We start from the raw sequence: 23,186 nt of genomic DNA, 5'->3' as shown, positions 1-23,186 counted from the left end.
GTCAGCGCGATCCGGAGTTATTGAGAGAGACATTGGCCATGCCGGTCTGCGCGTTGTGCGCCGGACTGCCCGGGCACACCACGCACACCGACCACAGGTGGCGGCCCAGCATCCAGGCCAGTGTCAGCAACGCCACCAGGGTAATCATCAGGAAGACATCGTTATAGGCCAGGATGTTGGCTTCGCGCGTGGCGGCCGCGCCCAGCGCTGCCACGCCGGTGGCGCTGCGGGTGGCGGGATCGGCCAACGCCGCGCCGCCGCTCTGGATGCGCGCCGCCACCTGCGGATCGAGCAGGGTCAGATGCTCGACCAGTATGCTGGAGTGGAATTTTTCGCGCACCACCTGGAAAGTGCCGACCAAGGCCGTGCCAAGCAGGCTGCCCAGCGTCTGCGTGATGCTGAACATGACCGAAAAGCTGACCAGGTTATTCGGCGCCGCGATCACGGCGCCGAAGCCCGACACAAACGTCGGCCCGATGAAGAAGGCGCCGCCGAAGGCCAGCAGGAACTGGCTCACATACAGGTCTTCGGGCCGGGTCAGGTTGGTGGCGTCGGAATCCATGTAGGCGCCGGCCGCCATCACCGCCAGCGAGAACATCAGCTGCAAGGGGATGCGCGCCGGCGTGATGGTCAGCGCGCTGGCCACCAGCCCGGCCACGGTGCCGATCATGACGATGACCCATAACATCTGCATCTGGTCGTTGTTCAGGCCCAGCGCCTGCAGGAAGCCCACGGTGCCGTTGGCCTCCGACTGCACCACGCGGATCAGCAGCACCGACATGGCCAGCCGCGCGATATTGCCGGTGCTGAGCCAGCGCGTGTTGATCAGCGGGCGCGCGCGGTTATGCTCGACCAGCAGCGCGGCGGCGATCAGCACGATGGCGCCGGCCAGGCTCAAACCCAGCCAGCGCGATTCGAACCACCACACGGTGCGGCCCAGCGCCAGCACCGCCGACAGCAAGGCCACGCCGGGCGCGAACAGGCCGAAGGTGAGGAAGTCCATCTTCTCGAAGGCCTTGACGCGGTCCCCCGGCGGCAGCTTGAGCGCCATCACGCAGGCCAGCGACAGCAGGGCCAGGCCCAGCTCGAAGAAGTACAGGCCGCGCCATTCGCCGAACTCCATCAGCTCCGACGAGAACAGCCGCGCCATCGGCAGCGCCAGCTGCGAGAAGCCGATGCCGAACACCACCGCCTTGAGCCGGTGCTGCGCCGGGAAGGCTTGCAAGGTGTAATACAGTCCAAGGGTAGTCAGCGCCGCGCCGCTCATGCCGTGCGCCGCCCGCACCGCGATGGCCGAGGCCAGGCCGTGCACGAACAGGTGGGCCACGGTGGCCAGCGCGTACAGCACCAGGAATAACTCGGTGAACAGGCGCAGGCCGTACTGCTGGCGGAATTTCACCAGCAGCAGGTTCATCGACACATTGGCCATCACATAGGCGGCCGGCAGCCACTGGATCTCCGCCGAATAAACGCCCAGCGAGCCTTGCAGGTAAGGCAGGTTGACCGACACCAGCGCGTTCCCCAGGCCGCCGGTGACGGCGACGATGAAGCCGATCACCAGGAAGGCCAGCCGGCGCTCGGCCGTGTGCAGCGGTGTCGAAGGCGATCCCGGCAAGGAGGGACGCTCATGCGGAAGCCATACTTGTGGAGCGTACACGTCCATGCTCAGCTGATCCTGATCTGTTTGGGGGGCCTGATCTGCGCAATCTGCGTAGTGCCGAGCATATCACTCTGCACGCCATTGTTGCGTGATTTACAGTTTGGCCAAAAGGGATAGGCTGGATGGAGGGGAAGAGCCGGCCGGCGCCGGCCCGGTGTTACTTGGCGCTGCGCGAACTCAGCAGCTTGGACAGGCCATAGCCGGCGGCGGCGGCCAGCAGGACGGAAATGGCGGGATTGGCGCGCACGCGGCCGCGGCCCGATTCCGCCAGCGCCTTGTAGCTCTGACCCATCTGCTTGCCGCGCGCGATCAGGCGGCCGGACGTGCTGTCCACGGTGTCGGCCACCTTGTTGACACCATCGGCCACCTTGTCGACGCCGCTGTGGACGCTGTTGGCCAGGCGGTCGGTGGCGGGCGGGACCTTGTCGGCGATCTTGTCGATGGCCGCGTGCGCATCGGCGCGCAGGTTGTTGCCGATCTGGGTGACGCCGTCGCGGGTGGAACTGGTTTTGCTCTCGATACTGTTTTCCATGATGCTTTCCTTTTCGGGTGAATGTTGGAACTGCAAGGACAACGATAAACGCCTCGCCGGGACTTAACCGTGCGGAAACTAACAGAGAGCTGCGCCCCGCGCCGCATGGCGGCGATCGGTCCGCTATGTGAACTGGCACACGGACGACTGCGCCTGAATAGCGCATGCTGGCTGGTACACTCAGCCCAGGAGAGCGGCATGTTTCCTATCCCATCAGCGTCGACGGCGGCGCCAGGCAGCGTCACTCCGCTGTCGGAGGTGCAGCCCAACCAGGTGGCCGCCGCCGGCTCGGCCACCGACGCGCCGCCAGCGGCCTCGGTGACCATCGATTTATCGCCGGTAGCCAACTTCCTGCTGACGGTCTCGCAGTCCCGGGAACAGCTGACCCGGCTTCAAGACGCCCTCGCCCAGGGCGCCGCTCCGGACCATGGCGCGACGACCTTGAACGACGCCACGCAAAATGTGGTGAACGCGTTCAATTTGCTGCCCTCGGTTGACTTCAACCAGGCTCAGCCGCAAGGACCGTCGCTGCTCAACAACCTGGTGCAAAGCCTTCAGCAACAGTCGGCAGTCCAGGGCTTGGCGCAGATCGGCGTCACCCTGCAGGCGCCGCTGCTGTCGGACGCCAGTGGCGGGCTGTCGCTGGACAACCAGGTATTGCGGACCGCCTTCGATACCAACCAGCAGGCCACCACCCAGATTTTGCAAAATACGTTCAGCACTTTCAGCGCACAGGCCACGCGTTTTGCCGACCAGCTGAGCGCCGCCGGCACCAACGCATTGGAAACGCTGGCCGCCAGGGAGCAGGCCGCGCTGACGCCGGCCGCCGTGCAAGGCAGCACTCCGGCCACGACCCAAGCGGCCGCCGCTCAAGCCAGCCCGCAGGCCGGCGCCCAAACGGCCGAGGCCAACGCCGCCGCGCAGGCGGCCAGCCAGCGCTCATCAGCTGAACTGAACGCAGCGACAGCGGCCAACAATCAAGCCGTCGTGCAGGCGGCGATCGCACGCAATGCCGCCGACGAGGCGGCGGCGGCAGGCGCCGTCAACGCCGCCAACGCCACCGCGGCCCAGCAGGCAACGGCGGTGCAAAGTGCCGCAGCGAACCTGGCCGCCGCCAACGCGGCCGCCGCGTCGGCCGCCGCTGCCGCGCAAGCGGCCCGGAACGCCGCCGACGCGCTGGCGGCCCAGAATGCCGCCGCCAACGCCGCAGCCCAGCAAGCGGGCGCCGCACAGACCAGCGCCACCACCGCCACGGACGCCGCCAACCTGGCGGCAGCCAACGCGGCAGCCCTCGCTGCCGAGCAGCAGGCCAGCGCCGCGCAAAACGCCGTGACACAGGCCCAAGCCGCCCAGAGCGCCGCCGCGCAAGTGGCGGCAGCGCAGGCCAGCGCGCAGCAGAACGACCCGCTGCGCGCCAATCCTGCGCTGGCTTCCGCCATCGCCGCCTACAACATTAACGACACCGGCGCCCACGCCAACATCCGCGCCGCCCAGGCGGCAAACGGCGCGATACCACGCGTACCGGCGGTGGAACCGGCCTCCCGTTCACGCGCCTTGGGCAACGCTCCATAAACCGGGGGCGCTTGCGGGAAGCATGTAATAATCGGCCGATGCTCACTGCTCCATTGCCGATGAAACGATTGCCGATACCGGGTATGCTGCTTGCCGCCGTGCTGTCCTGCGCTCCGCTGGTGCCAGCCGTGGCGGCGGCGACGGTGGTGCCGCTGCTGATCGGCGACACGCTCGACGAGCAAGGCAAGCCGCGCCCCATGCCGGCCGTCAAACGCAAGGTGCTCGATGCGGTGGCGCAGGAGCTGGGCGTCACCTTCGAGCCGCGCACCTATCCATGGGCGCGCGCCGAGCGCTACGCCCTCAACGGCGTCGGCCTGATCTACGGCCTGCCGAAAACCGCCGACCGCCTGCGCACGCTGCATTACTCCGACGCCGCCACCCACAACAGCCTGTGGCTGGTCACGCGCAGCGACGCCACCTTCCCCTTCAACCGCCTCGAAGACCTGCGCGGCAAGACCGTCGACACGGTGCGCGGCTACAGCTACGGCCGGGAATTCGACGCTGCGCGCGGCACGCTGTTCCGCACCGACGACGACATCTCCTCGCGCGGCACCCGCCTGACCCGCCTGATGCTCAAGCGGGTGGACGTGGTGCTGCTGTTCCAGCCCGACGGCTTGAGCGCGAAAGACCTGGAGGACAACATCCGCGCCTTCATGGCCCCGCGCCTGCCGGCCATCGGTACCGCGGCCAACGCCGGCTTCAGCGTGCTGCCCAAGCCACTGACCACCGACAGCGGCCAGTTTTTCGCCATCGCCCGCGACAAGGACGACGGCATCATCGACCGCATCAACGCCGCGCTGGCGCGCATCCGCAAGCGCGAGGAGGACGCCAGGCACCCGCGCGGACCGAATTAAATTTTGAACGCAGCCCCTTTGAAAGGCGATATAGTACAAAACAGGCCAATCGAAAGCGTAAGTCACGCGATAATATTTTGCGTTTTTGGCGATAATCTTGCTATCAACTTATAATAAACCCTCAGGAGATCGCATGAAATTGAAGCATATTGCCGCTACCCTCAGCCTCGCTCTGCTGGGCACAACCGGCGCCCACGCGCAGGACACCGTGGTCAAGATCGGCCACAGCGGCCCGCTGTCCGGCGCCCAGGCGTTTTCGGGCAAGGACAACGAGAACGGCGCGCGCCTGGCGGTCGAGGAACTCAACGCCAAGCCGATCACCGTAGCCGGCAAGAAGCTCAAGTTCGAACTGCAATCGGAAGACGACCAGGGCGACCCGAAAGCCGGCGTGGCGGCGGCCCAGAAGCTGATCGACCAGGGCGTCAAGTACGTGGTCGGCCCGTACAATTCGGGCGTGGCCATCCCCGCTTCGCGCGCCTACAACGACGCCGGCGTATTGATCGCGACCGTCGCCACCAATCCGAAAGTCACGCAGCAAGGCTACAAGGGCCTGTTCCGCGTGAACGCCAGCGACTCCCAGCTGGGCTCCAAGATGGCGCTGTACGCGGCCAATGAACTGAAGCTCAAGACCGTGGCCGTGATCGACGACCGCACCGCCTTCGGCCAGGGCCTGGCCGAGGAATTCAAGAAGCAGGCCAAGGCCGCCGGCATGACCGTGGCCGGCCACGAGTTCACCACCGACAAGTCGTTCGACTTCAGCGCCATTTTGACCAAGCTGAAAACCAAGAAGGTCGAAGCGATCTTCTTCGGCGGCTACGCGCCGCAGGGCGCACCGATGGCGCGCCAGATGAAACAGCTGGGCATCAACGCCAAGCTGCTGGGCGGCGACACCATCTGCACCGCGGAGATGGGCAAGCTCGGTGGCGACGCCGTCGGCGAGAACGTCCTGTGCCCGCAGGGCGGCGCCAGCCTCGACAAACTTGCCAGCGGTCCGGCCTTCAAGGCCAGGTACAAGGCGCGCTTCAAGCAGGAGCCGGACGTCTACGCGGCGGCCTACTACGATGCGACCATGATGTACGCGCAGACGATGCAGAAGGTGAACTCGATCGATCCGCAGAAAGTGGCAGCGGCCATCAGCGCCGGTTCGTACAAGGGCGTGGCGGGCACCTACTCGTTCGACGAGCATGGCGACATGAAGCAGTCGCCGGTCACCATCTTCAACTTCAAGGGCGGCCAGCCGGTTCCGCTGACCACTTACTGAGCACCGGGGCGCAGCTGGCTCAGGCCAGCTGCAACTCCCAGTAGCCGACGTCGATCCAGCGATCGAACTTGCGGCCGACCTGCTTGAAGTGGGCGACCTTCTCGAAGCCCAGGCTTTCGTGCAGCGCCACGCTGGCTTCGTTGGGCTGGGCGATGCCGCCTATCGCCATGTGGATCTCGCGGGCGCGCAGCTCCTCCAGCAGCACCTTGTACAGTGCCGATCCAATACCCTTGCCGCCCTGCCCGAACGCAACGTAGACGCTGGTCTCGGCGGCGAAGCGGTAGGCGCTGCGGGCGCGCCACTTGGTGGCATAGGCGTAGCCAAGCACCTCGCCGCCCTGTTCATGCACCAGCCATGGGAGGGTGGCCGTAACGTCGCGGATGCGGCCAGCCATGTCCTCCGGCGTGACCGCTTGCTCCTCGAAGCTAATGGTGGTGGTGGCGATGTAGTGGTTGTAGATGGCGACGATGGCTGCGGCATCGTCCGGCGTGGCGGGTCTGATCATCGGATTCAAAGATAGCGGGTTTCGGTGGGTGGCGAGATCCAGTTGTCGGCGCGGCCGTCGACGTAGGTGATGGGCGTGCCGGCCAGGTCCTCGTCGCTGACGCCATCGAGGCTGGCGACGTTCACGCCGTAGAATACACCGTAGCGCGGCGAGTTGCCGATGCCGTAGGGACGCACGCCGCAATGCTTGCAGAAGTAATGATGCTCGTTCTTCGCGCCGAACTGGTAGACGTTCATCTCGCCCTCCCCGCTCAGCAGGCGGAAGGCCTCCGGCTTGGCCATCACGGCCCAGCAGCGTATCTTCAAACAGAACGAGCAATTGCAGCGCAGGCTGCCCTGGCTCAAATCGACGTCCGCCTCAAAGCGCACCGCGGCGCAATGGCAGCTTCCGTGGTAAGTCCTCATCATCTGGTGTGTTCTCCTTATGATAAGTATAGACGAAGGCGCCGGCCTCAGCTCCTGACGCGGAAAAAGTCATCGAACACGGGGATGATCGCCAGCGACAGCAACGCAACCGCCAGCGGCACGGTGACGATGAAGCCCAGGTATTTGAAGCCGAAGGCGCCGGCCAGGCCGCCCAGCAGGAACATCGCCAGCAGGGAGCTCAACAGCCGCAGTTTCCCGCGGTCCGCCAGCACTCGTTCCGTCGAGGCGCTGTCGTTCCAGTAAAACAGTTTACCCAGTTCGATGCCGATGTCGGTCACCAGGCCGGTGACGTGCGTCGTGCGGATCTCGGCGCGCGATACCTTGGTGACGATGGCGTTTTGCAGTCCCATCACAAAGCACAGCAAGGCGACGATGGCAAATACCTGGCCGGAGGCGTCCAGCCGTGCGCCCATCAGGCCGAAACACAGCAGCAGCCCGGCCTCCACGATCAGCGGCAGCGCGTACTGGCTTTGCGCGCCGCGCCGCCGGCCCCAATTGATCAGCACCGCGGACGTCGCCGCGCCAAGCAGGAACGCCAACAGCGACATGATCGCGGCGGCGCACAGGCGCACCTCGCCCAGCGCGGCGTTGTCCGCCAGGGCCGAAACGATGCCGGTCATGTGCGATGTGTATTGTCCAACTGCGAAAAAGCCGCCGGCATTGACCGCGCCGGCCACAAAGGCCAGCGAACGGCCAAGACGGCGGTTGCTGATATCGGTGCGTTGCGGGCTGGTCAAGGCCCGCAGGTAGTGCATAGGCATGGTTGGCCTCCTTGTTGCTCGGCCAGACCATTGTATGCCATAGCATTACTTGAGCGTTACTCCCTCGCCCAAGTATTCCAGCGTCCACTTGCTGCGGGCGGCGACCTCTCGACCAGCGTATCCGGCCGGACGCCGAGAATCAGATTCTCGGCGATCCAGCTGCGCCATGCATCGCTGACGCCGATGGTTTGGACAACGGCATGGCGCTTCATCGCTTAGCGTCCCTTCCAGACGGCACTGGTCAGGGCGCCGCTGGCGTCGCCGTCCAGCTCCCACGAGAAGGCGCCGCGCAGGCTCTGGTCGCGCACATACTGCATCTTGGTGGCGATGACGGTCGGATCGTCGTAGCTCCACCATTCGCCGGCGCCGGTGTACAGGAACAGCTGCCTGGTCTGCGAATGGTACCAGCGCGTGCCGGCCTTGTTGACCAGGACCTTGTAGTCGTCAATGCCGGTTTCGTAGGTGCCGGCCGCGCCGCCGGTGGCGGTTTGATACAGGCCGTTGGCGTTCGGGCCGGCGGCTACGCCTTTCCATCCGCGCCCGTAGAACGGCACGCCGAGCAGGATCTTATTGCGCGGCATACCGGCGGCCACCAGCGCCGTCACGGCGTCGTTGGTGTTGTACTTGGCGAGGACGCCGGTCGATGGATCGGCAGGATCGTGGTACAGCGGCGAGTGGAAGTTGGTGGTGCTTTCCCATGCGCCGTGGAAGTCGTAGCTCATCAGGTTGACCCAGTCCATGTATTGCGAATACAGGTTGGGTTCCGTCTGGGCGATCTTCTCGGTGCCGGCGCCGATGGCGGCGGTCAGCGCATAGCGCTTGCCGTCGATGGCGCCTTGCGCGTCGAGCTGCGCGCGGAACTCGGCCATCAGCAGCGTGAAGTTATGCTTGTCGTTGACCGCGTCGAAGGTGTTGTACGGCTGGCCGCCGCCGCCCGGATATTCCCAGTCGATGTCGATGCCGTCAAATACGCCCTTGGCGGAACCGGGGCCGCCGCGTCCATCCTGCACCGGCAGGTCGCCGGCGATGAACATCTTCACGCAGGACTTGGCCAGCTGGTTGGCGTGTCGTTACCCACTTCGGCGCTGGTGACCATGTCGCATTCGTAGCCGCCGTTCTTGGCGTAGGTGTTGCCGAAGGCGTAGTTGATGAAGGTGAGCTGGTCGGCGATGCTGGTCTGCACGCCGTCGACCGGAGTCTTGGTGGTGTGGATGTCGGCCACTTCGTAGCCACGGCCGTACACGCCCCATTGCGCAAAGTAGGAGCCGATTTCGCGGCCGCCGACCGGCGTCGGCGTCGGCGTTGGCGTTGGCGTTGGCGTTGGCGTTGGCGTTGGCGTTGGCGTTGGCGTTGGCGTTGGCGTTGGCGTTGGCGTCGGTGTCGGTGTCGGTGTCGGTGTCGGTGTCGGGGTAGGCGTCGGCGTTGGGGTAGGCGTTGGAGTCGGCGTCACGGCTTGCAGCGCCCAAGGTCCCCACTCCTCTGTGCCTGGCACGTTATTTTGCGTCCACCACTTGGCCGTGTAGGTGGAGCCGTTGTAAGTCACGCACATGCCGACGGTGTAGATCGCGCTGGACGACCAAGCCGGACAATCGGCGGCTGCGGCGGCGGTTTGCAAGCCGCCCAGCAGTTTCATTTGTGACGTAGTGGTGGCGGGGCTGTCGCTGCCCCCGCCGCAAGCCGCCAACATACTGGCGATCAGACCGAGTACGGCCGCGTTTCCCTTGACTGCACGTTCCATGCTTTCTCCTCCTTGGGTGGGTGAATCTATGCTCTTGTTATTTTTTCAGGATGGAGCGCAAAAAAGTGGTAGTCAAGTGGTTTTGTTTTATTGCATCCAATCAAATACCAATTTCAGATAAGGAAGAGTTATTACGGAAAGAATCGCTGTCCAACCTGAAGTGAATGTGAGCACTCACCAACTATTTTCAGCAAGAGAAAGGGCGCAATAGCGCCCTGATTTTCGAATGTCTCAAATTGAACATTATGTTAATTGGCGAGTACCAATTTTGTGCACTCTGGAAGTGGTACTGGCTAGGTGCCGGTAGCCAATTGCGGCAGTACCGCGTGCGCGACGCCGTCACGCACCTCGACGATGCGCGGTTGTTGCGAATCGCCAAAACTCATCTTGTAGCAGACCTGACCGTTCCTGACTGCGGTGGGCAGCACCATCAGCAACTGGAACGCTGTCGGCGCTTCCTCCACCGTGGGGAAGATCGCCGGCAAGCCGGCCAGCACCACCGCCTCCAAAGGGTGCTCGCCTTCGATCCGGGTGAGATGTCCGCGAACCGAAATACCAGCCCTTTCGCCGCCCGCAAACGCCACCCGCGCGTGGCCGATCACGCTGTCGTTTTGCGCATTCACGACCAGGTTCAACCACAAAGTGGGCGAGCCTGCGGCGCTGCTGGTGACTTCATATACTGCTGTAAATAATTGGCTCATGGTGCTTCCTAACGAAGAGAGATAGAACATGAGCCAACTGTAGCGGCGGTGCGAAAACTTTGCCTTCTGAATACCTTCCGGTTTATAAGTAATTGATTACAATGATGATTTAATTCATCTTAGCGCTTGGGTAACTGCCAGTCCGGACGGATGAAATGGCAGGTGTAACCGTTGGGAATGCGCTCCAAATAGTCCTGGTGCTCGGGTTCGGCCTCCCAAAACGGACCGGCCGGCGCCACTTCGGTGACGACTTTCCCCGGCCACAAGCCGGATGCGTTGACGTCGGCAATGGTGTCCTCCGCCATCGCCTTCTGTTGCTCATTGACATAGTAAATTGCGGAACGATAACTCGGGCCGATGTCATTGCCCTGCCGGTTCCGTGTGGTCGGATCATGTATCTGGAAGAAGAATTCCAGTATTTTGCGGTAGCTGATGACAGCCGGATCGAAGACGATTTCAAGCGCCTCGGCATGGGTGCCGTGATTGCGATAGGTCGCGTTGGGCACATCGCCGCCCGTGTAGCCGACGCGCGTTGCCAGCACGCCAGGGTATTTGCGCACCAGGTCCTGCACGCCCCAGAAGCATCCGCCGGCCAGGATGGCGGTTTCAGTTGTTGTCATGTTCTATCCTTTGTGAGTAGCTCAGTTCAATTTAGTGACGTTTGCCGTGACTTCAAGGTGAGGCTGAGCCCACAACAATTGCTCTTGTGCTAAGCTTGAGCGTTGATATTTACCAAAAAAACGGGAGTCACCCATGCAAATAGAACGACGTTCGCGCCCGGACCGGGTCAAAGCCATCGCCGTCAACGCCGGTCTGGCCATGCTTGCAACCGCCGGCCGCGAAGCCGCAGCTACCTTCCTTGAGGACGCAGGCGTACCGTTGCCGGTCATCGCCCGCGTGCTGTCGGAACCGGACAAGCGCCGCGCCGAAGACCTGCGCTAACGTCGCAACTCCTGCTCAATAGCCGTGAATTAATTTATAGGCGACTTCGGGTACGAAGCTGCCCGCCGGACCGGCACAGCCATCCGCCTCACCCGGCGCTTTGATCCACAAGGTCATTTCAGGCTGGCTACCTGCGCCATTGATGCGCGGCAGCAGCCCCAGCTTACGCCCCGCCGCATCGCACCACTGCTTGCCATTCGGCCCGGCGCCATTGCGGCTGGTGTCGATCACAAAGGGCTTACTCCAGCCCACCATCGCTTGCAGCGCCTCACCCACGGCGATGCCGTAAGCCCTGCTCTCGCTATCGCCGCGATAATTGGAAACATTGAGCGAAAAGCCCTGTGCGCTGGTGATACCGGCAAGCAGCAGGCGCTTGGCCGCTTCGGCCGGTTTCAGCCAGTCGCTATTGCCGATATCGATGTACAGCAGGGTATGCGGCGCCAGATCGTAAAACTGCTGCACAGCATATTGGAGCAACTGCATGCGCTCGGCTTTACGCTGCGCATCGAGACAATCGAGCTGCGGCAGCGCATCCGGTTCAAGGATGACGATTGCGGCGCGGTCACCTACAGCCTGGGCAAAGGCGCGCACCCAGTTCTGGTAGGCGCTCGCGGATTGCTCGCCACCGGCGCTATGCTGGCCGCAATCGCGGTCGGGAATATTGTAGGCCACCATCACCGGTGTGCGGTGCGCCTGCGTCGCGTTGTTCATGTGCTGCCCGACGGCTTGGGCGATGTCGCCGCTCCAGCCGCCGAACCAGCGCGCCGCAGGCTGGCTGGCAATGTACTGGCCTATCTCCGCGGCCCGGCCATCAGCCGGGTTGTTGCGCACCCAAAACGCCGCGCTCGATTGCGGGTCCACATACAGGCCGGGGAAGGCGGCCGTGGTCGGGCTGGCGGCCGGCGCATCCTCGGCATGGGCGTACTGGCTGGTCAGCACCCAGAGGGCAGCCGCCAGCCACTTGGTCATATTATTCAAGCGAATCTCCATCAATTCCAATGACAGCAGGCCGGCCCGGGAATACCGGACCGGCCTGCGCGGACACGATCAAGCCGGTGGCTTAATCGAAGTTGTAGCGCACACGCATGCCATAGGCACGTGCGTCGTTAAGGAAACGGATGTTCTCGCTAGGACCCACCAGTGCTTTCTGCGAGGCTTCAACATTGCCGACGTTGGACGCCCACAGTTCGAAGCGGTAGCGATTCAGCGTGTAGCCCAGGCCCAGATTGACGGTGGCGAAACCGCGCTGCTTGTCCGGGAAACCAGCTTGCTGCGCCGTCTGACGTTTGCCATCGAGGAATACGATGTCTTGCTCATTGAACTGGGTCAGGTAGAACGACGAGCGATAGCTCACCAGCGCCTGCCAATCCAGCGTACCTGGCCCCACGTCGATCGACTGGGTGATGCGGCTGACCAGATTGAAGTTGGAAGCCAGCGGCAGACGGTTGCCGGCCAGATTGATCAGCGGCGATTTGCCACCGTTGCTGTAATCCACGGCGCGGGAATCGGCCACGGTGCCGGACGAAATCTTGGTGTTCAGCAGGGTCAGGTTCAGATCCAGGCGGAAGCGGTAAGGCAGCACGAACTTGGCTTCCGTTTCCAGACCATCGATGCGCGATTTGCCGATGTTGCGGTTGGCCAGCGAGTAGCCCTTGCACTGCGCCGGGGTCTGGGTGGTGTCCATGTTAATGCAGGTCAGATCCTGGAATACCTGATTATCGTAGGAGTAGTGGAAAGCCGTGGCGTTCAGGATCGCATGGCGGCCGAACAGGGTGAAGGCGTTGCGGCTACCCAGTTCATAGCTGACCAGTTTTTCCGGACGATAGGTTTCAGGAATGGTGCTGCCGTTGAAGCTATCGTTGAAGCCGCCCGATTTGTGGCCGGTCGCGATTTTGCCGTACAGCAGATGGTCGCGGTCCAGGCTGTATTCGCTACCGAGACGCATATCCGGGAAGGAATCCTTGCTGCTGCCGATCTGCTGGCTTGGGATCGTGAGATTGGCGTAGCTGAAGCCACCATTGGTGTTGTTCGGATTATTTTTCGGGCAGGTCTGATTGCCGTTGTTGATATCCGGACGGGTGAAGCAAGTCCCCTTGGGATTGCTGCCATTCGCGATGGCCTGGATCTGCGCCACCAGCGTATCGCGCTCACCCGGCGTCTTGGTGCCGTCGATCAGGAACTGCGCGATCTGGGCCGGCGTGGTCACGTCCGTCAGGTTGAAGTTGGGACGACCCAGCAGCGCCGGCACAAAGCCCGGCGTACCCAGACGAGTAGCGATGCAGCAGTTGTAGTCTTCACCGCCGAGTGTCAGTGCCCAGTTGCCGCCGATACCATAGCGATACTTCTTCTCTTCCGAATATCGTGCGCCACCGAATACGCGCAGCTTGTCGGAGAAGTCATAGGAAGCGTCGCCATACACCGCGCTGGACGAACCCTGCACGATAGGCATGGTGAATTCCGTACCGGAGAAGCAGCAGTAGCCGCGATCCGAAGTGGACAGGTAGCCTACAGACTGATCTTCCGTGAAATGGAAGGCGCCCGTGCTCCATTTGAGTTTGCCCTGGTCATTCGAGGCCAGGCGCAATTCATAGATCTTGCTCTTGGATTTGGTTTGCCAGTAGACGGTCGAGTAGTTATCGTAGTTCACCGTGGCAGGATTCAGGCCCGGATAGGCCAGGCCTTCCGAGGCGGCGTTACGCTGCAGGAAGTCCACCTTGCGCTGGCTGGCGCTGAACTCCAGGGTCACGGGACCGAAGTCGTAGTTGAGCTTACCCTGCAAGCCGTTCAACTTGTTGTTCAGCTCGCCCGCTTCGCCACGGTACAGCAAATTGCGCAGTTCGAGGTTTTCGGGACGCAGTCCCGTGGTCACCACGGCATTGTAGATATTCGCGCCGGGATAGCCGGTGCCGCCCTCTTTGCCGGTGTCGCCGATCAGGGAAAAATTGAAGGCATTGGTCGGTTTGACCAGCAGCGAAATACGCGCCGCGTGATTGTTTTCCGAACCGGCGGCCGGCAGCTTGCTGGCCTGGGCATCGGTCGACATATTCTTGAAGCCCGCATCCTTCTTGGATTCGTAGCCCGCCACCCGCATCGCAACGGTGGACGAAATCGGAATATTGAACGCGCCTTCCATGCCATGCGATTTGCGGTTACCGATTTCGCCCTGCAGGTAGCCGCCGGTCTCGCCGATCACGGGTTTCTGGGTGATGATGTTGAGCGTGCCGGCCATGGCGTTACGGCCATACAGCGTGCCCTGCGGGCCTTTATTGACTTCCACCCGTTCCAGGTCGTAGAACATCGCGCCCAGACCGCGCGGACGAGGAATATAGGTACCGTTCAGGTGCGGCGCGGCGCCTGGATCGCCAAGTTCGGTATTGTTACTGGAACCCACACCACGGATGTAGATTTCCAGATTGCCTTCCTGATTGGCCATGCTGAGGCCCGGTACGGCGACCTGCAACTGGCGCAGGTCGGAAATACCGTCCTTGCGCAATTGCTCGGCCGTGATGGACTGCACCACGCCGGCCACTTTCTGGCTGCCCTCCGGACGGCGGTTGGTGACCACCACGGTCTGCAGCCCATCGGCTTCCGGGTTCGCCACGGCGGCATTGGCGGCAGGGTTGCTGGTGCTGGCGTTCTGTGCCGAAGCAGACAGAATCCCGCAAGTGAACAGAAGCGCGCCGAGGACGCCTCTCCTGAATGAGTTGCGCGTAAATGAATTCATATTTCTCCACTTTGTTGTTATAAACGCACCGACGGTGCGCCAGATGTGAAAACGTTATCTCGATAATCAGCAAAAACCGGTGTGCATCACCAATTATCATGAAACCGTTTTCATATTTTTTCAGTAAGTTACATGCTGTCAATATTTAATGTCAACGGATGCGGGACGAAACCTGAAGAAAGTTTCTTTTTTGTTGCATTTTTGCTCCTGACAAACCACGAGTAATTCGAAGTTTGTGGCCGTGCAGCCTGGAGACTCGCGGATCAGGGTTTGAGGAGCACGCGGCCGAAAGCCGTGTCCGTATGTTGGCCGGCCAGCTGGGGATCGATCGCAAAGCGGCAGGTCTGCAGGTAGGCGCTTGCCTGCTGCACCACCTCCGGCGCCTGGCCATTAGGCTCGGCGATCACACGGACCGGCGCGCCGTCGCTGCCGACCAGGAAGCGCAGCAGGATGCCGTCGCTGCCGCTCGGGCGGCGGTCGAATTCCTTGAACGCCTGGAAGCGCTCGGACGGCTGGCAGCTGTCGGCCACCAGCAAGGGGCGGACGGCCGGGCCGTCGCTGAACTGCCAGACAAATTGCATCGGGAAGGAGGCGCCGCTGCTGGCCGCTTCCAGGTGAGGCTGGAACACGCACTGGGAAATGCCGCGGATGGCGGCATCGTCGAGGATCCGCCAACCACTGCTCTGCGATACTTCCGGATGCACGACCTTGCCATCGTCGCCGATCCGGAAACGGATCGTTGTCACGCCTTCGATCTCGTAGCGCCGCGCCTCGTTCGGCCACTGCGGCTGCGCGCAGGTGGCCGGAGTGAGCAGCGCATTGAACGGCGCCTGGCCGCGCTGTTCGGCGTGGCTCATCAGGTTGAGCAAACCCAGCAGGCCTGCGGCGACGCCGACGAAAATCAGTTTCTTGTTCATCGGGCGATGATATCAGACGCCAGCCGCGAAACAGCGCGCGCCGACGCCGCAAAGTTTTGCTGCATGTTTATCTTTCTGCAATGTTAGAATTTGCCAATCTTCATTCCCTCTCTTCCGATGACACTGACGGCAGATCAAATACTGGCACTTGCACCGGACTCCGCATCGGCCAAGGCGGGGAGCGCTCAAGCCAGTCCGGCCAAGTGGTCGGGCCTTGGCGGCCACGCGCAAGCGCTGTGGGGACTGTGCCAGGGCAGCGGCAAAGACCCCTATCGCGCCCAGATCGAGTTGGCCGGCCCGGCCTTCAAATGCACCTGCCCCAGCCGCAAGTTCCCCTGCAAGCATGGGCTCGGACTGTACCTGCTGTACGCGCGCGACGCGGCCGCCTTTGCCGACACCAACGCCCCCGCATGGGTGAGCGACTGGCTGCAAAGCCGCGAACAGCGCAGCGAAAAAAAGGCCGCCAAGCTGGCCGACGCCGAAGCACAAACACCGGAAGAGATCGAGGCCAGGGAGCAGCGCCAGCAAAAGCGCCAGGAGAAACGCGAAGGCAACGTCGAAGGCGGCCTGGCTGTGCTCGACATTTGGCTGGCCGACCTGGCGCGCGATGGCCTCGCAGGCCTGCGCAGCAAACCGGCCAAGGATTGGGAGGCCATCGCCGCGCGCCTGGTCGACACCCAGGCAGGCGGACTGGCCGCCCGCCTGCGCCGCGCCGGCATGCTGATCTATGCCTCCAGCACCGCCGGCTGGGAAATCCCGGTAGCGCGCGAGCTGGCGCAACTGGCCTTGCTCAGCCAAAGCTACCGCCGCCTGGCCAGCTTGCCGCCGGCGCTGCAACATGATGTGAAGAGCGCCATCGGTTGGGTGATAAGCCAGGACGAGATCCTGGCGGAAGCCGGCCACACCGACCACTGGCTGGTATGCGGCAACCATACCCAGGACGACGAACGCATCAGCCGGCGCGCCTGCTACCTGCGCGGGCGCGACAGCGGGCGCTGGGCGATGCTGCTGCAATTCTCCGCCGGTGCCCAGCCGCTGCCGCCGCCTCTGCTGCCCGGCACCTGGCAGCGGGGCACGCTGCATTACTACCCCAGCGCGTGGCCGCTGCGCGCCGCCTTCGCTGCCGACATGCACATGACAACGGACTCTGCGCCGACAGCCGCCCCATCCCGCTTCGATGCACTGCTGACCGGTTACGCCGAAGCGTTGGCAGTCCATCCTTTTATCGAGCACTATCCGATGCAGCTGGAGCAGGTCGTGCCACAGATGGAAGATGGCCACCTGGTGTTGCGCGCCATCGATGGCGCCGCGCTGCCGGTCTCCGGCGCCTTCCGCCACGCCTGGCAACTGCTCGCGCTGGCCGGCGGCGCCGCGGCCAGCGTGTTCGGCGTGTGGAACGGCTACGCCTTCACGCCGTTGGCCGTCACCTGCGGCACGCGCCTGCATGCGTTCGATGGAGACTCCCCGGCATGAATATTTCTCCCGCCCTGCACAAGGCCCTGCTGGCAGGCGTGGCTCGGGCGCCGCTCGATCCGCACAGCGTTGATGCGGACCTGCAACGCGTGCTCGCGGGCGTGCCGGAGCAGCTGCGCCTGTGGCATGCGGTCGCCGCCGGCGATCTGTGGCAGCGCGCCGGCTTCCTGCCCAGCTCGGCCGCGCAGCAACAGCCCTGCGCCGACGCGCCGACCTGTCCGCGCGCTGCCGAACAAATCCTGCTGCGCATCCTGCGCGGCATCCACCCTGAACAGCTGGACAGCTGGCTGGCCCTGGCGCGCAGTCACGGCATGGCCTTGCCGCACGCGGCGCTGGCCCCCTTGCTGGATCTGGGCATGCAAAAGCCCACGCTGCGCGCTGCGCTGACGCCGCTGCTCGGCCAGCGCGGCCGCTGGCTGGTGGCACAGCACCCGCTCTGGACAGAGAAGTATGGCATGGCCGCCGCCGCCGACACGCCGCAGATGCTGTGGCAACTGGGCAGCCTGCCCCAGCGCTGCGAGGCGCTGCAGGCGATGCGGCGTCAAGATCCGGCCGCCGCGCTCGCCGCGCTGGAAGCCGACTGGACGCAGGAACCCGTTGAAAACCGTACCGCGTTGTTGCCCTGTCTGGTCATCGGACTGAGCCTGCAAGATGAAGCCTTCCTCGAACGCGCGCTCGACGACAAGCGCAAGGAAGTGCGCCTGCTGGCGCAACAGCTGCTGGCGACGCTGCCCGGTTCACAACTGACCGGGCGTTGCAAGACGCGCCTGGAGGCGCTGTTCACCATCGAGCGCAAGTCCGGCCTGGCTGCGCGGCTCGGCTCCATGATCGGCGCCGCCGCGCTGCCGGAACTGAAACTGAGCTTGCCGTCCGCCTGCGACCTGTCCATGAAGCGTGACGGCATCGGCAGCGAAACCTACCGCGGCCTGGGTGAAAAAGCCGGCTGGCTGCTGGACCTGATGCGCTGCGTCCCGCCGGCATATTGGAGCAGTTCCTGGCAACTGACGCCAGCCGAGGTACTCGCCGTCCTTGGCAAGCAGGAATTCAACACCGCGCTGATTACCGGCCTGGTGCTGGCATCCGCGCGCGCACTCGCCGTCGACCCGCAAGCCGCCGCCATCGACTGGTTCGTGTTCCTGATCACCGAGGGTGCGCAGGCAATCACCGGCATGAACATCCTCGCCATGCTGCTGCCCGATGTCGGCCGCTTGCCTCCGCCGGAACAGGAGCGCATTGCGCTGCGCTGGCTGGAACAGTCGGCCGCCGCGCCGCTCACCTACGGCTACGTCGTGGGTTGGGCGGAGCAGCGTTTCAACGACTCCGGCGAGACCGTATCCGCAGCGCTGTCACAACGCATGCTGGCCAGCGCGCAACGCCAGATGCGGACCGCATCGCACCCCAACTACCAGGACCGCCGCAACTTCGCCGTGCTGGCCAGGGTGCTGGACCCGAGCGACCTCGAAGCGGCGCAGGCCGGCTGGCCCGCGAGCGGCTGGGAACACTGGCCGCTATGGCGCCAGCTGGTCGACGACCTGATGGACACATTGCAATTTCGAAACACAATGCAAGCCAGTTTTTTGGAGACCGACGCATGAGCACTACCAATGTCATGAGACAGCACGCCGAGCAGCAATACGCGCACGAACTGAGCACGCTGAAGGAGCTCGACCAGCGCCAGCGCCCGCCGAACTGGGAACTGTCGCCATGGGCGGTGGCCACCTACCTGCTGGGCGGCACGCTCGACAACGGCGTCGAGATTACCCCTAAATACATCGGCAAGCGCCGCATCATCGAAATCGCCGTGGCCACGCTGGCGACCGACCGCGCCTTGCTGCTGCTGGGCGTACCCGGCACCGCCAAGTCGTGGGTGTCGGAACACCTGGCGGCCGCCATCAGCGGCAACTCCACGCTGGTGGTGCAAGGCACCGCCGGCACCGCCGAGGAGACCATCCGCTACGGCTGGAATTACGCGCAGCTGCTGGCCAAGGGACCGAGCCTGGATGCGGTGGTGCCGAGCCCGGTGATGCGCGCCATGCGCACCGGCAAAATCGCCCGCATCGAGGAGCTGACGCGGATTCCGGCCGAGGTGCAGGACAGCTTCATCAGCCTGCTGTCGGAAAAAATCCTGCCGATCCCGGAGCTGGACCAGTACGTGCAGGCCGCCAAGGGCTTCAACGTGATCGCCACCGCCAACGACCGCGACCGCGGCGTCAATGAATTGTCGAGCGCGCTCAAGCGGCGCTTCAACACCGTGGTGCTGCCGCTGCCCGACAGCGCCGACGAGGAAGTGAACATTGTCGAAACCCGCGTCGCCAGCCTGGGACGGGCGCTGGAGCTGCCGATCGAAAAACCCGCGCTGCAGGAAATCCGCCGCATCGTCACCATCTTCCGCGAACTGCGCGCCGGCCAGACCGACGACGGCAAGATCAAGCTGAAGTCGCCGTCGGCCAGCATGAGCACGGCCGAGGCGATCTCGGTGGTCACCAACGGCATGTCGCTGGCGGCCCACTTCGGCGACGGCACCCTGCGCGGCGCCGACATGGCCTCCTCGGTGATCGGCGCGGTCGTCAAGGACCCGGTGCAGGACCGCCTGGTCATGCTGGAGTACCTGGAGACCGTGGTCAAGGAGCGTGACGGGTGGAAGGACCTGTACCGCGCCTGCCACGCCGTGCTGTGACGGTCCATTTTTTCGGCATCCGGCATCACGGTCCGGGTTGCGCGCGCAGCGTGGCGCAAGCCCTGCAGCAGCTGCAACCCGACCTGATCCTGATCGAAGGCCCGCCCGAGGCCGACGAACTGCTGTCGCTGGCCGCGCGCGCCGACATGCGGCCGCCGGTGGCGCTGCTGATCTACGCGCCGGCGATGCCGCGGCATGCGGTCTACTATCCGTTCGCCGAGTTCTCGCCGGAATGGCAGGCCATCCTGCACGGCCAGGCGCACGCGGTGCCGACCCGCTTCATCGACCTGCCGCTGGCCCATGTGCTGGCCGCCGACATGACCGTCGCGGCCGAGGCCGCGCCCGATGCTGCCGCCGATGCCGATGCCGAGCCCGCGCCGGTACGGCCCGCCGACGTGCTGGCCAGCCTGGCGCAGGCGGCCGGTTTCTCCGACTCGGAAACCTGGTGGGACCATCTGGTCGAACAGCGCCACGACAGCCTGGAACTGTTTGCCGCGATCGAAGAAATGATGACGACCGCGCGCCAGGAGCTGGCGCAGCCGCTCGACGCGCACGAAGCCAGGCGCGAAGCGCACATGCGCCAGATGATACGGCTCGGCATCAAGCAGGGCCACCAGAACATCGCCGTGATCTGCGGCGCATGGCACGTGCCGGCGCTGCGCGTCATGCCGACCGCCAAGCACGACAAGGATCTGCTGAGCGACCTGCCCAAGGCCAAGGTGGCCGCCACCTGGACCCCATGGAGCTACGGCCGCCTGAGTTTCAACAGCGGCTACGGCGCGGGCGTGCAAGCGCCCGGCTGGTATCACCACCTGTGGCATACGCCGCACAAGGCACCGGTGTACTGGCTGACCGACGCCGTACGGCTGCTGCGCAAGCACGGGCTGGACGCCTCGTCGGCCCACGTGATCGAAGCGCTGCGCCTGGCCGACACGCTGTCGAGCCTGCGCGAACGTTCGCGCGCCGGGCTGGGCGAACTGCTCGAAGCGCTGCAAAGCGTGCTGTTTGGCGACAGCGACGCGCCGCTGCGCCTGATCGAACGCGAACTGCTGGTCAACGACCGCCTCGGCCACGTGCCCGACGACACGCCGGCCCTGCCGCTGCCGCAGGACGTGCGGCAACTGCAGAAGCGCTACCGCATGGCGCCGCGCGCCGACCAGCAGGAGCTGGACCTCGACCTGCGCCAGCCGCTGCATCTTGAAAAGAGCGTCTTCCTGCACCGCCTGAACTTGCTCGGCATCCGCTGGGGCAAGCAGCGCACCGTGCGCGGCAAGAGCGGCAGCTTCCACGAGCAATGGCATCTGGCGTGGGAACCCGAATTCGAACTGAAACTGATCGAAGCCAACGTCTGGGGCGCGACGCTGGAACCGGCATGCCACGCCAGCCTGTGCCACCAGGCGCAGCAACTGCAGCACTTGCCCGACCTGACCATGCTGGTCGAGCACATGCTCCTGGCCGACGTGCGCGAAGCGGTGCCGGTGCTGATGGCGCGCATGCAGGCGCTGGCCGCCGGCACGCACGACGCCGGGCTGCTGCTGGCGGCGCTGGCGCCACTGGCCAACGTTCTACGCTACGGCAATGTGCGCGGCACCGACACCACCAGCGTGGGCGCGGTGCTGGACGGACTGGTGCAGCGGGCCTGCATCGCCCTGCCGGTGGCGGCGCGCGGCATCAACGAGGAAGCGGCGCAGGTGCTGCTGGGACAACTGATCCAGGCCGACCAGGCGATCACGCTGCTGCAGAACGATGAACACCAGGCGGCCTGGCATGCGGCGCTGGCGCAATGCGCGCATTCGCAGGCGCACCCGCTGATCGCCGGCCGCGCCGTGCGCATCCTGTTCGAGCAACACCATTGGGACATAGAGCAAAGCGCGACCGCGCTGTCGCTCGCCTGCAGCAACCCCATCAATCCGCTGGCCACCGCCGAGTGGCTGGAAGGCTTCCTGCGCGGCAGCGGTCTGCTGCTGGTGGTGAACGATCCCTTGTGGCAGATCCTGAATGGCTGGGTGGCCACGCTGCCCGAGCAGGCCTTTACCGAACTGCTGCCGCTGCTGCGCCGCACCTTTGCCACCTTCGAAGCGCCCGAGCGGCGTCAGCTCGGCGAACGCGTCGCGAATGGCAGCGTGACACTGGCGCCGGCAGCCTCGAACGCCACCGACCGCACGCGCGCCGCACTGGTATTGCCTGTGCTCGCATTACTCATGGGAGAAGTGGCATGACCGCTGAAAAAATCAGCCAGGAAGCGCTGGAACGACGCTGGCGTCTGATGCTGGGCAGCGATGCCGGGAACCTGACCTTGCCGCAAGCCGACGCCACGCTGGAGCGCACGCTGGGCGCGCTGTATGACAAGCAGGAGGGACGCGGCGGCTTGCAGGGATCGGCGCCGAACGTGGCGCGCTGGCTGGGCGACATCCGCGAATACTTCCCGGCCAGCGTGGTGCAGGTCATGCAGAAGGACGCGATGGAACGCCTGGGACTGCAGCAGATGCTGCTGGAACCGGAGATGCTGCGCAGCGTGCAGCCCGACGTACACCTGGTCGCCACCCTGCTCTCGCTGAACCGCCTGATGCCGAGCAAGACCAAGGACACCGCGCGCCAGGTGGTGCGCACGGTCGTCGAACAACTGGAACGCAAGCTGGCTAATCCCTTGCGGCAGGCGGTCAGCGGCAGCTTGAACCGGGCCGCGCGCAACCACAGGCCGCGTCACAACGAGATCGACTGGCTGCGCACCATCCGCGCCAATCTGCGGCACTACCAGGCCGACTACCAGACCATCATTCCCGAGCGCCGCGTGGGCTTCGCACGCAAGAGCCAGAGCCTGCGCGACATCGTGCTGTGCGTGGACCAGAGCGGATCGATGGCGCCGTCGGTGGTGTATGCCAGCGTGTTCGCGGCGGTGCTGGCCAGCATCAAGGCGGTCAGCACCCAGGTGGTGGTGTTCGACACCGCCGTGGTCGACCTGACGCCGATGCTGGCCGATCCGGTGGACGTGCTGTTCGGCACGCAACTGGGCGGCGGCACCGACATCGACCGCGCGCTGGCGTACTGCCAGGGTCTGGTCAAGCGGCCGCAGGAGACCATCTTCGTTCTGATCAGCGATCTGTACGAAGGCGGTAACGCCGCGCAGATGCTGGCGCGCGCCGCCGCGCTGGTGGAAAGCGGCGTGCAGATGATCGCCCTGCTCGCGCTGGACGACAACGGCGCGCCAGGCTACGACCATCGCCACGCCGCGCACTTTGCGAGCCTGGGTATCCCCTGCTTTGCCTGCACGCCGGACAAGTTCCCCGACCTGATGGCGGCAGCGATCAAGAAGCAGGACATGACTGCCTGGGCGGCTCAGCACGACATTGCCATCGCCGGCTAGAAGTTGGCCGTATTAATCCGGTGGCAGTTCGCGGATCTCCACGCCGCCGCCGGCTTCGTAGTGCGGATGGCCGGTCAGGA

The 23,186-nt window shown here is 64.4% G+C and carries 21 protein-coding genes; 9 read left to right on the top strand and 12 right to left on the bottom strand.

Features of this window, described 5'->3' with window-relative positions; translation table 11 throughout:
* Position 1: 1 nt before the first annotated feature.
* Positions 2–1,615 (bottom strand): MFS transporter, encoded by a 1,614-nt coding sequence (locus ACEN9O_RS14440; protein WP_495618212.1) that lies wholly within the window; start codon positions 1,613–1,615, stop codon positions 2–4.
* A 202-nt stretch (positions 1,616–1,817) separates the two neighbouring features.
* Positions 1,818–2,192: a hypothetical protein gene (locus ACEN9O_RS14435; protein ID WP_495618211.1), complete on the bottom strand. Its 375-nt coding sequence runs from the start codon at positions 2,190–2,192 to the stop codon at positions 1,818–1,820.
* Between the two features lie 198 nt (positions 2,193–2,390).
* Between ACEN9O_RS14435 and ACEN9O_RS14430 the strand changes: the two genes are divergently transcribed.
* The 3 genes from ACEN9O_RS14430 (at position 2,391) to ACEN9O_RS14420 (ending at position 5,879) form a co-directional block, all read left to right on the top strand.
* On the top strand, positions 2,391–3,764 hold the full coding sequence (locus ACEN9O_RS14430) for a hypothetical protein (protein WP_495618210.1): 1,374 nt from the start codon (positions 2,391–2,393) through the stop codon (positions 3,762–3,764).
* Between the two features lie 83 nt (positions 3,765–3,847).
* Positions 3,848–4,618, top strand: a complete 771-nt coding sequence (locus ACEN9O_RS14425) for a substrate-binding periplasmic protein (RefSeq protein ID WP_495618209.1) — start codon at positions 3,848–3,850, stop codon at positions 4,616–4,618.
* A 133-nt stretch (positions 4,619–4,751) separates the two neighbouring features.
* Entirely contained in the window at positions 4,752–5,879 is a 1,128-nt protein-coding gene (locus ACEN9O_RS14420; protein ID WP_495618208.1) for a branched-chain amino acid ABC transporter substrate-binding protein, read from the top strand.
* A 19-nt stretch (positions 5,880–5,898) separates the two neighbouring features.
* Here ACEN9O_RS14420 and ACEN9O_RS14415 read toward each other — a convergent pair whose 3' ends face one another.
* From ACEN9O_RS14415 to msrA, 7 genes are all read right to left on the bottom strand, one after another.
* Positions 5,899–6,384 carry an arsinothricin resistance N-acetyltransferase ArsN1 family B gene (locus ACEN9O_RS14415; protein ID WP_495618207.1) on the bottom strand — a complete coding sequence of 162 codons (486 nt, stop codon included), beginning with the start codon at positions 6,382–6,384 and terminating at the stop codon, positions 5,899–5,901.
* 5 nt (positions 6,385–6,389) lie between these two features.
* Complete coding sequence (locus tag ACEN9O_RS14410) at positions 6,390–6,791, bottom strand: GFA family protein (RefSeq protein WP_495618206.1); 402 nt, start codon at positions 6,789–6,791, stop codon at positions 6,390–6,392.
* A 44-nt stretch (positions 6,792–6,835) separates the two neighbouring features.
* Positions 6,836–7,570 carry a YoaK family protein gene (locus tag ACEN9O_RS14405; RefSeq protein ID WP_495618205.1) on the bottom strand — a complete coding sequence of 245 codons (735 nt, stop codon included), beginning with the start codon at positions 7,568–7,570 and terminating at the stop codon, positions 6,836–6,838.
* A 215-nt stretch (positions 7,571–7,785) separates the two neighbouring features.
* The gene (locus tag ACEN9O_RS14400) at positions 7,786–8,604 is read right to left on the bottom strand and encodes a glycoside hydrolase family 18 protein (RefSeq protein WP_495618474.1); all 819 of its coding nucleotides are present in this window, start codon (positions 8,602–8,604) and stop codon (positions 7,786–7,788) included.
* 2 nt (positions 8,605–8,606) lie between these two features.
* Positions 8,607–9,308, bottom strand: coding sequence for a carbohydrate-binding protein (locus ACEN9O_RS14395; protein ID WP_495618204.1), 702 nt, complete (start codon positions 9,306–9,308; stop codon positions 8,607–8,609).
* Positions 9,309–9,601: 293 nt separating this feature from the next.
* Positions 9,602–10,009 carry a DUF1842 domain-containing protein gene (locus ACEN9O_RS14390; protein ID WP_495618203.1) on the bottom strand — a complete coding sequence of 136 codons (408 nt, stop codon included), beginning with the start codon at positions 10,007–10,009 and terminating at the stop codon, positions 9,602–9,604.
* Between the two features lie 119 nt (positions 10,010–10,128).
* On the bottom strand, positions 10,129–10,629 hold the full coding sequence (msrA, locus tag ACEN9O_RS14385) for a peptide-methionine (S)-S-oxide reductase MsrA (protein ID WP_495618202.1): 501 nt from the start codon (positions 10,627–10,629) through the stop codon (positions 10,129–10,131).
* Between the two features lie 133 nt (positions 10,630–10,762).
* Here msrA and ACEN9O_RS14380 point away from each other — a divergent pair, with 133 nt between their 5' ends.
* Entirely contained in the window at positions 10,763–10,951 is a 189-nt protein-coding gene (locus ACEN9O_RS14380) for a hypothetical protein (RefSeq protein WP_495618201.1), read from the top strand.
* Positions 10,952–10,966: 15 nt separating this feature from the next.
* Here the strand turns inward: ACEN9O_RS14380 and ACEN9O_RS14375 are convergent, their stop codons facing one another.
* From ACEN9O_RS14375 to ACEN9O_RS14365, 3 genes are all read right to left on the bottom strand, one after another.
* Positions 10,967–11,920 (bottom strand): glycoside hydrolase family 6 protein, encoded by a 954-nt coding sequence (locus ACEN9O_RS14375; protein ID WP_495618200.1) that lies wholly within the window; start codon positions 11,918–11,920, stop codon positions 10,967–10,969.
* Between the two features lie 91 nt (positions 11,921–12,011).
* Positions 12,012–14,675 (bottom strand): TonB-dependent receptor, encoded by a 2,664-nt coding sequence (locus ACEN9O_RS14370; RefSeq protein WP_495618199.1) that lies wholly within the window; start codon positions 14,673–14,675, stop codon positions 12,012–12,014.
* Between the two features lie 263 nt (positions 14,676–14,938).
* Positions 14,939–15,592, bottom strand: coding sequence for an energy transducer TonB (locus ACEN9O_RS14365; RefSeq protein ID WP_495618198.1), 654 nt, complete (start codon positions 15,590–15,592; stop codon positions 14,939–14,941).
* Positions 15,593–15,709: 117 nt separating this feature from the next.
* Between ACEN9O_RS14365 and ACEN9O_RS14360 the strand changes: the two genes are divergently transcribed.
* The 5 genes from ACEN9O_RS14360 to ACEN9O_RS14340 are packed head-to-tail and all read left to right on the top strand — an operon-like array spanning position 15,710 to position 23,106.
* Entirely contained in the window at positions 15,710–17,065 is a 1,356-nt protein-coding gene (locus ACEN9O_RS14360) for an SWIM zinc finger family protein (protein ID WP_495618197.1), read from the top strand.
* The gene (locus ACEN9O_RS14355) at positions 17,062–18,660 is read left to right on the top strand and encodes a DUF5691 domain-containing protein (RefSeq protein ID WP_495618196.1); all 1,599 of its coding nucleotides are present in this window, start codon (positions 17,062–17,064) and stop codon (positions 18,658–18,660) included. Before ACEN9O_RS14360 ends, ACEN9O_RS14355 begins: the two co-directional genes overlap by 4 nt.
* Positions 18,657–19,742, top strand: coding sequence for an ATP-binding protein (locus ACEN9O_RS14350; RefSeq protein ID WP_495618195.1), 1,086 nt, complete (start codon positions 18,657–18,659; stop codon positions 19,740–19,742). The genes ACEN9O_RS14355 and ACEN9O_RS14350 overlap by 4 nt, the downstream gene beginning before the upstream one ends.
* Positions 19,703–21,961 carry a DUF5682 family protein gene (locus ACEN9O_RS14345; protein WP_495618194.1) on the top strand — a complete coding sequence of 753 codons (2,259 nt, stop codon included), beginning with the start codon at positions 19,703–19,705 and terminating at the stop codon, positions 21,959–21,961. The genes ACEN9O_RS14350 and ACEN9O_RS14345 overlap by 40 nt, the downstream gene beginning before the upstream one ends.
* On the top strand, positions 21,958–23,106 hold the full coding sequence (locus ACEN9O_RS14340; protein ID WP_495618193.1) for a VWA domain-containing protein: 1,149 nt from the start codon (positions 21,958–21,960) through the stop codon (positions 23,104–23,106). Before ACEN9O_RS14345 ends, ACEN9O_RS14340 begins: the two co-directional genes overlap by 4 nt.
* The last annotated feature ends 80 nt before the right edge of the window (positions 23,107–23,186 follow it).

It is taken from the genome of Duganella sp. Dugasp78 (assembly GCF_059491455.1).
This window is presented reverse-complemented; position numbering and strand designations above follow the sequence as displayed.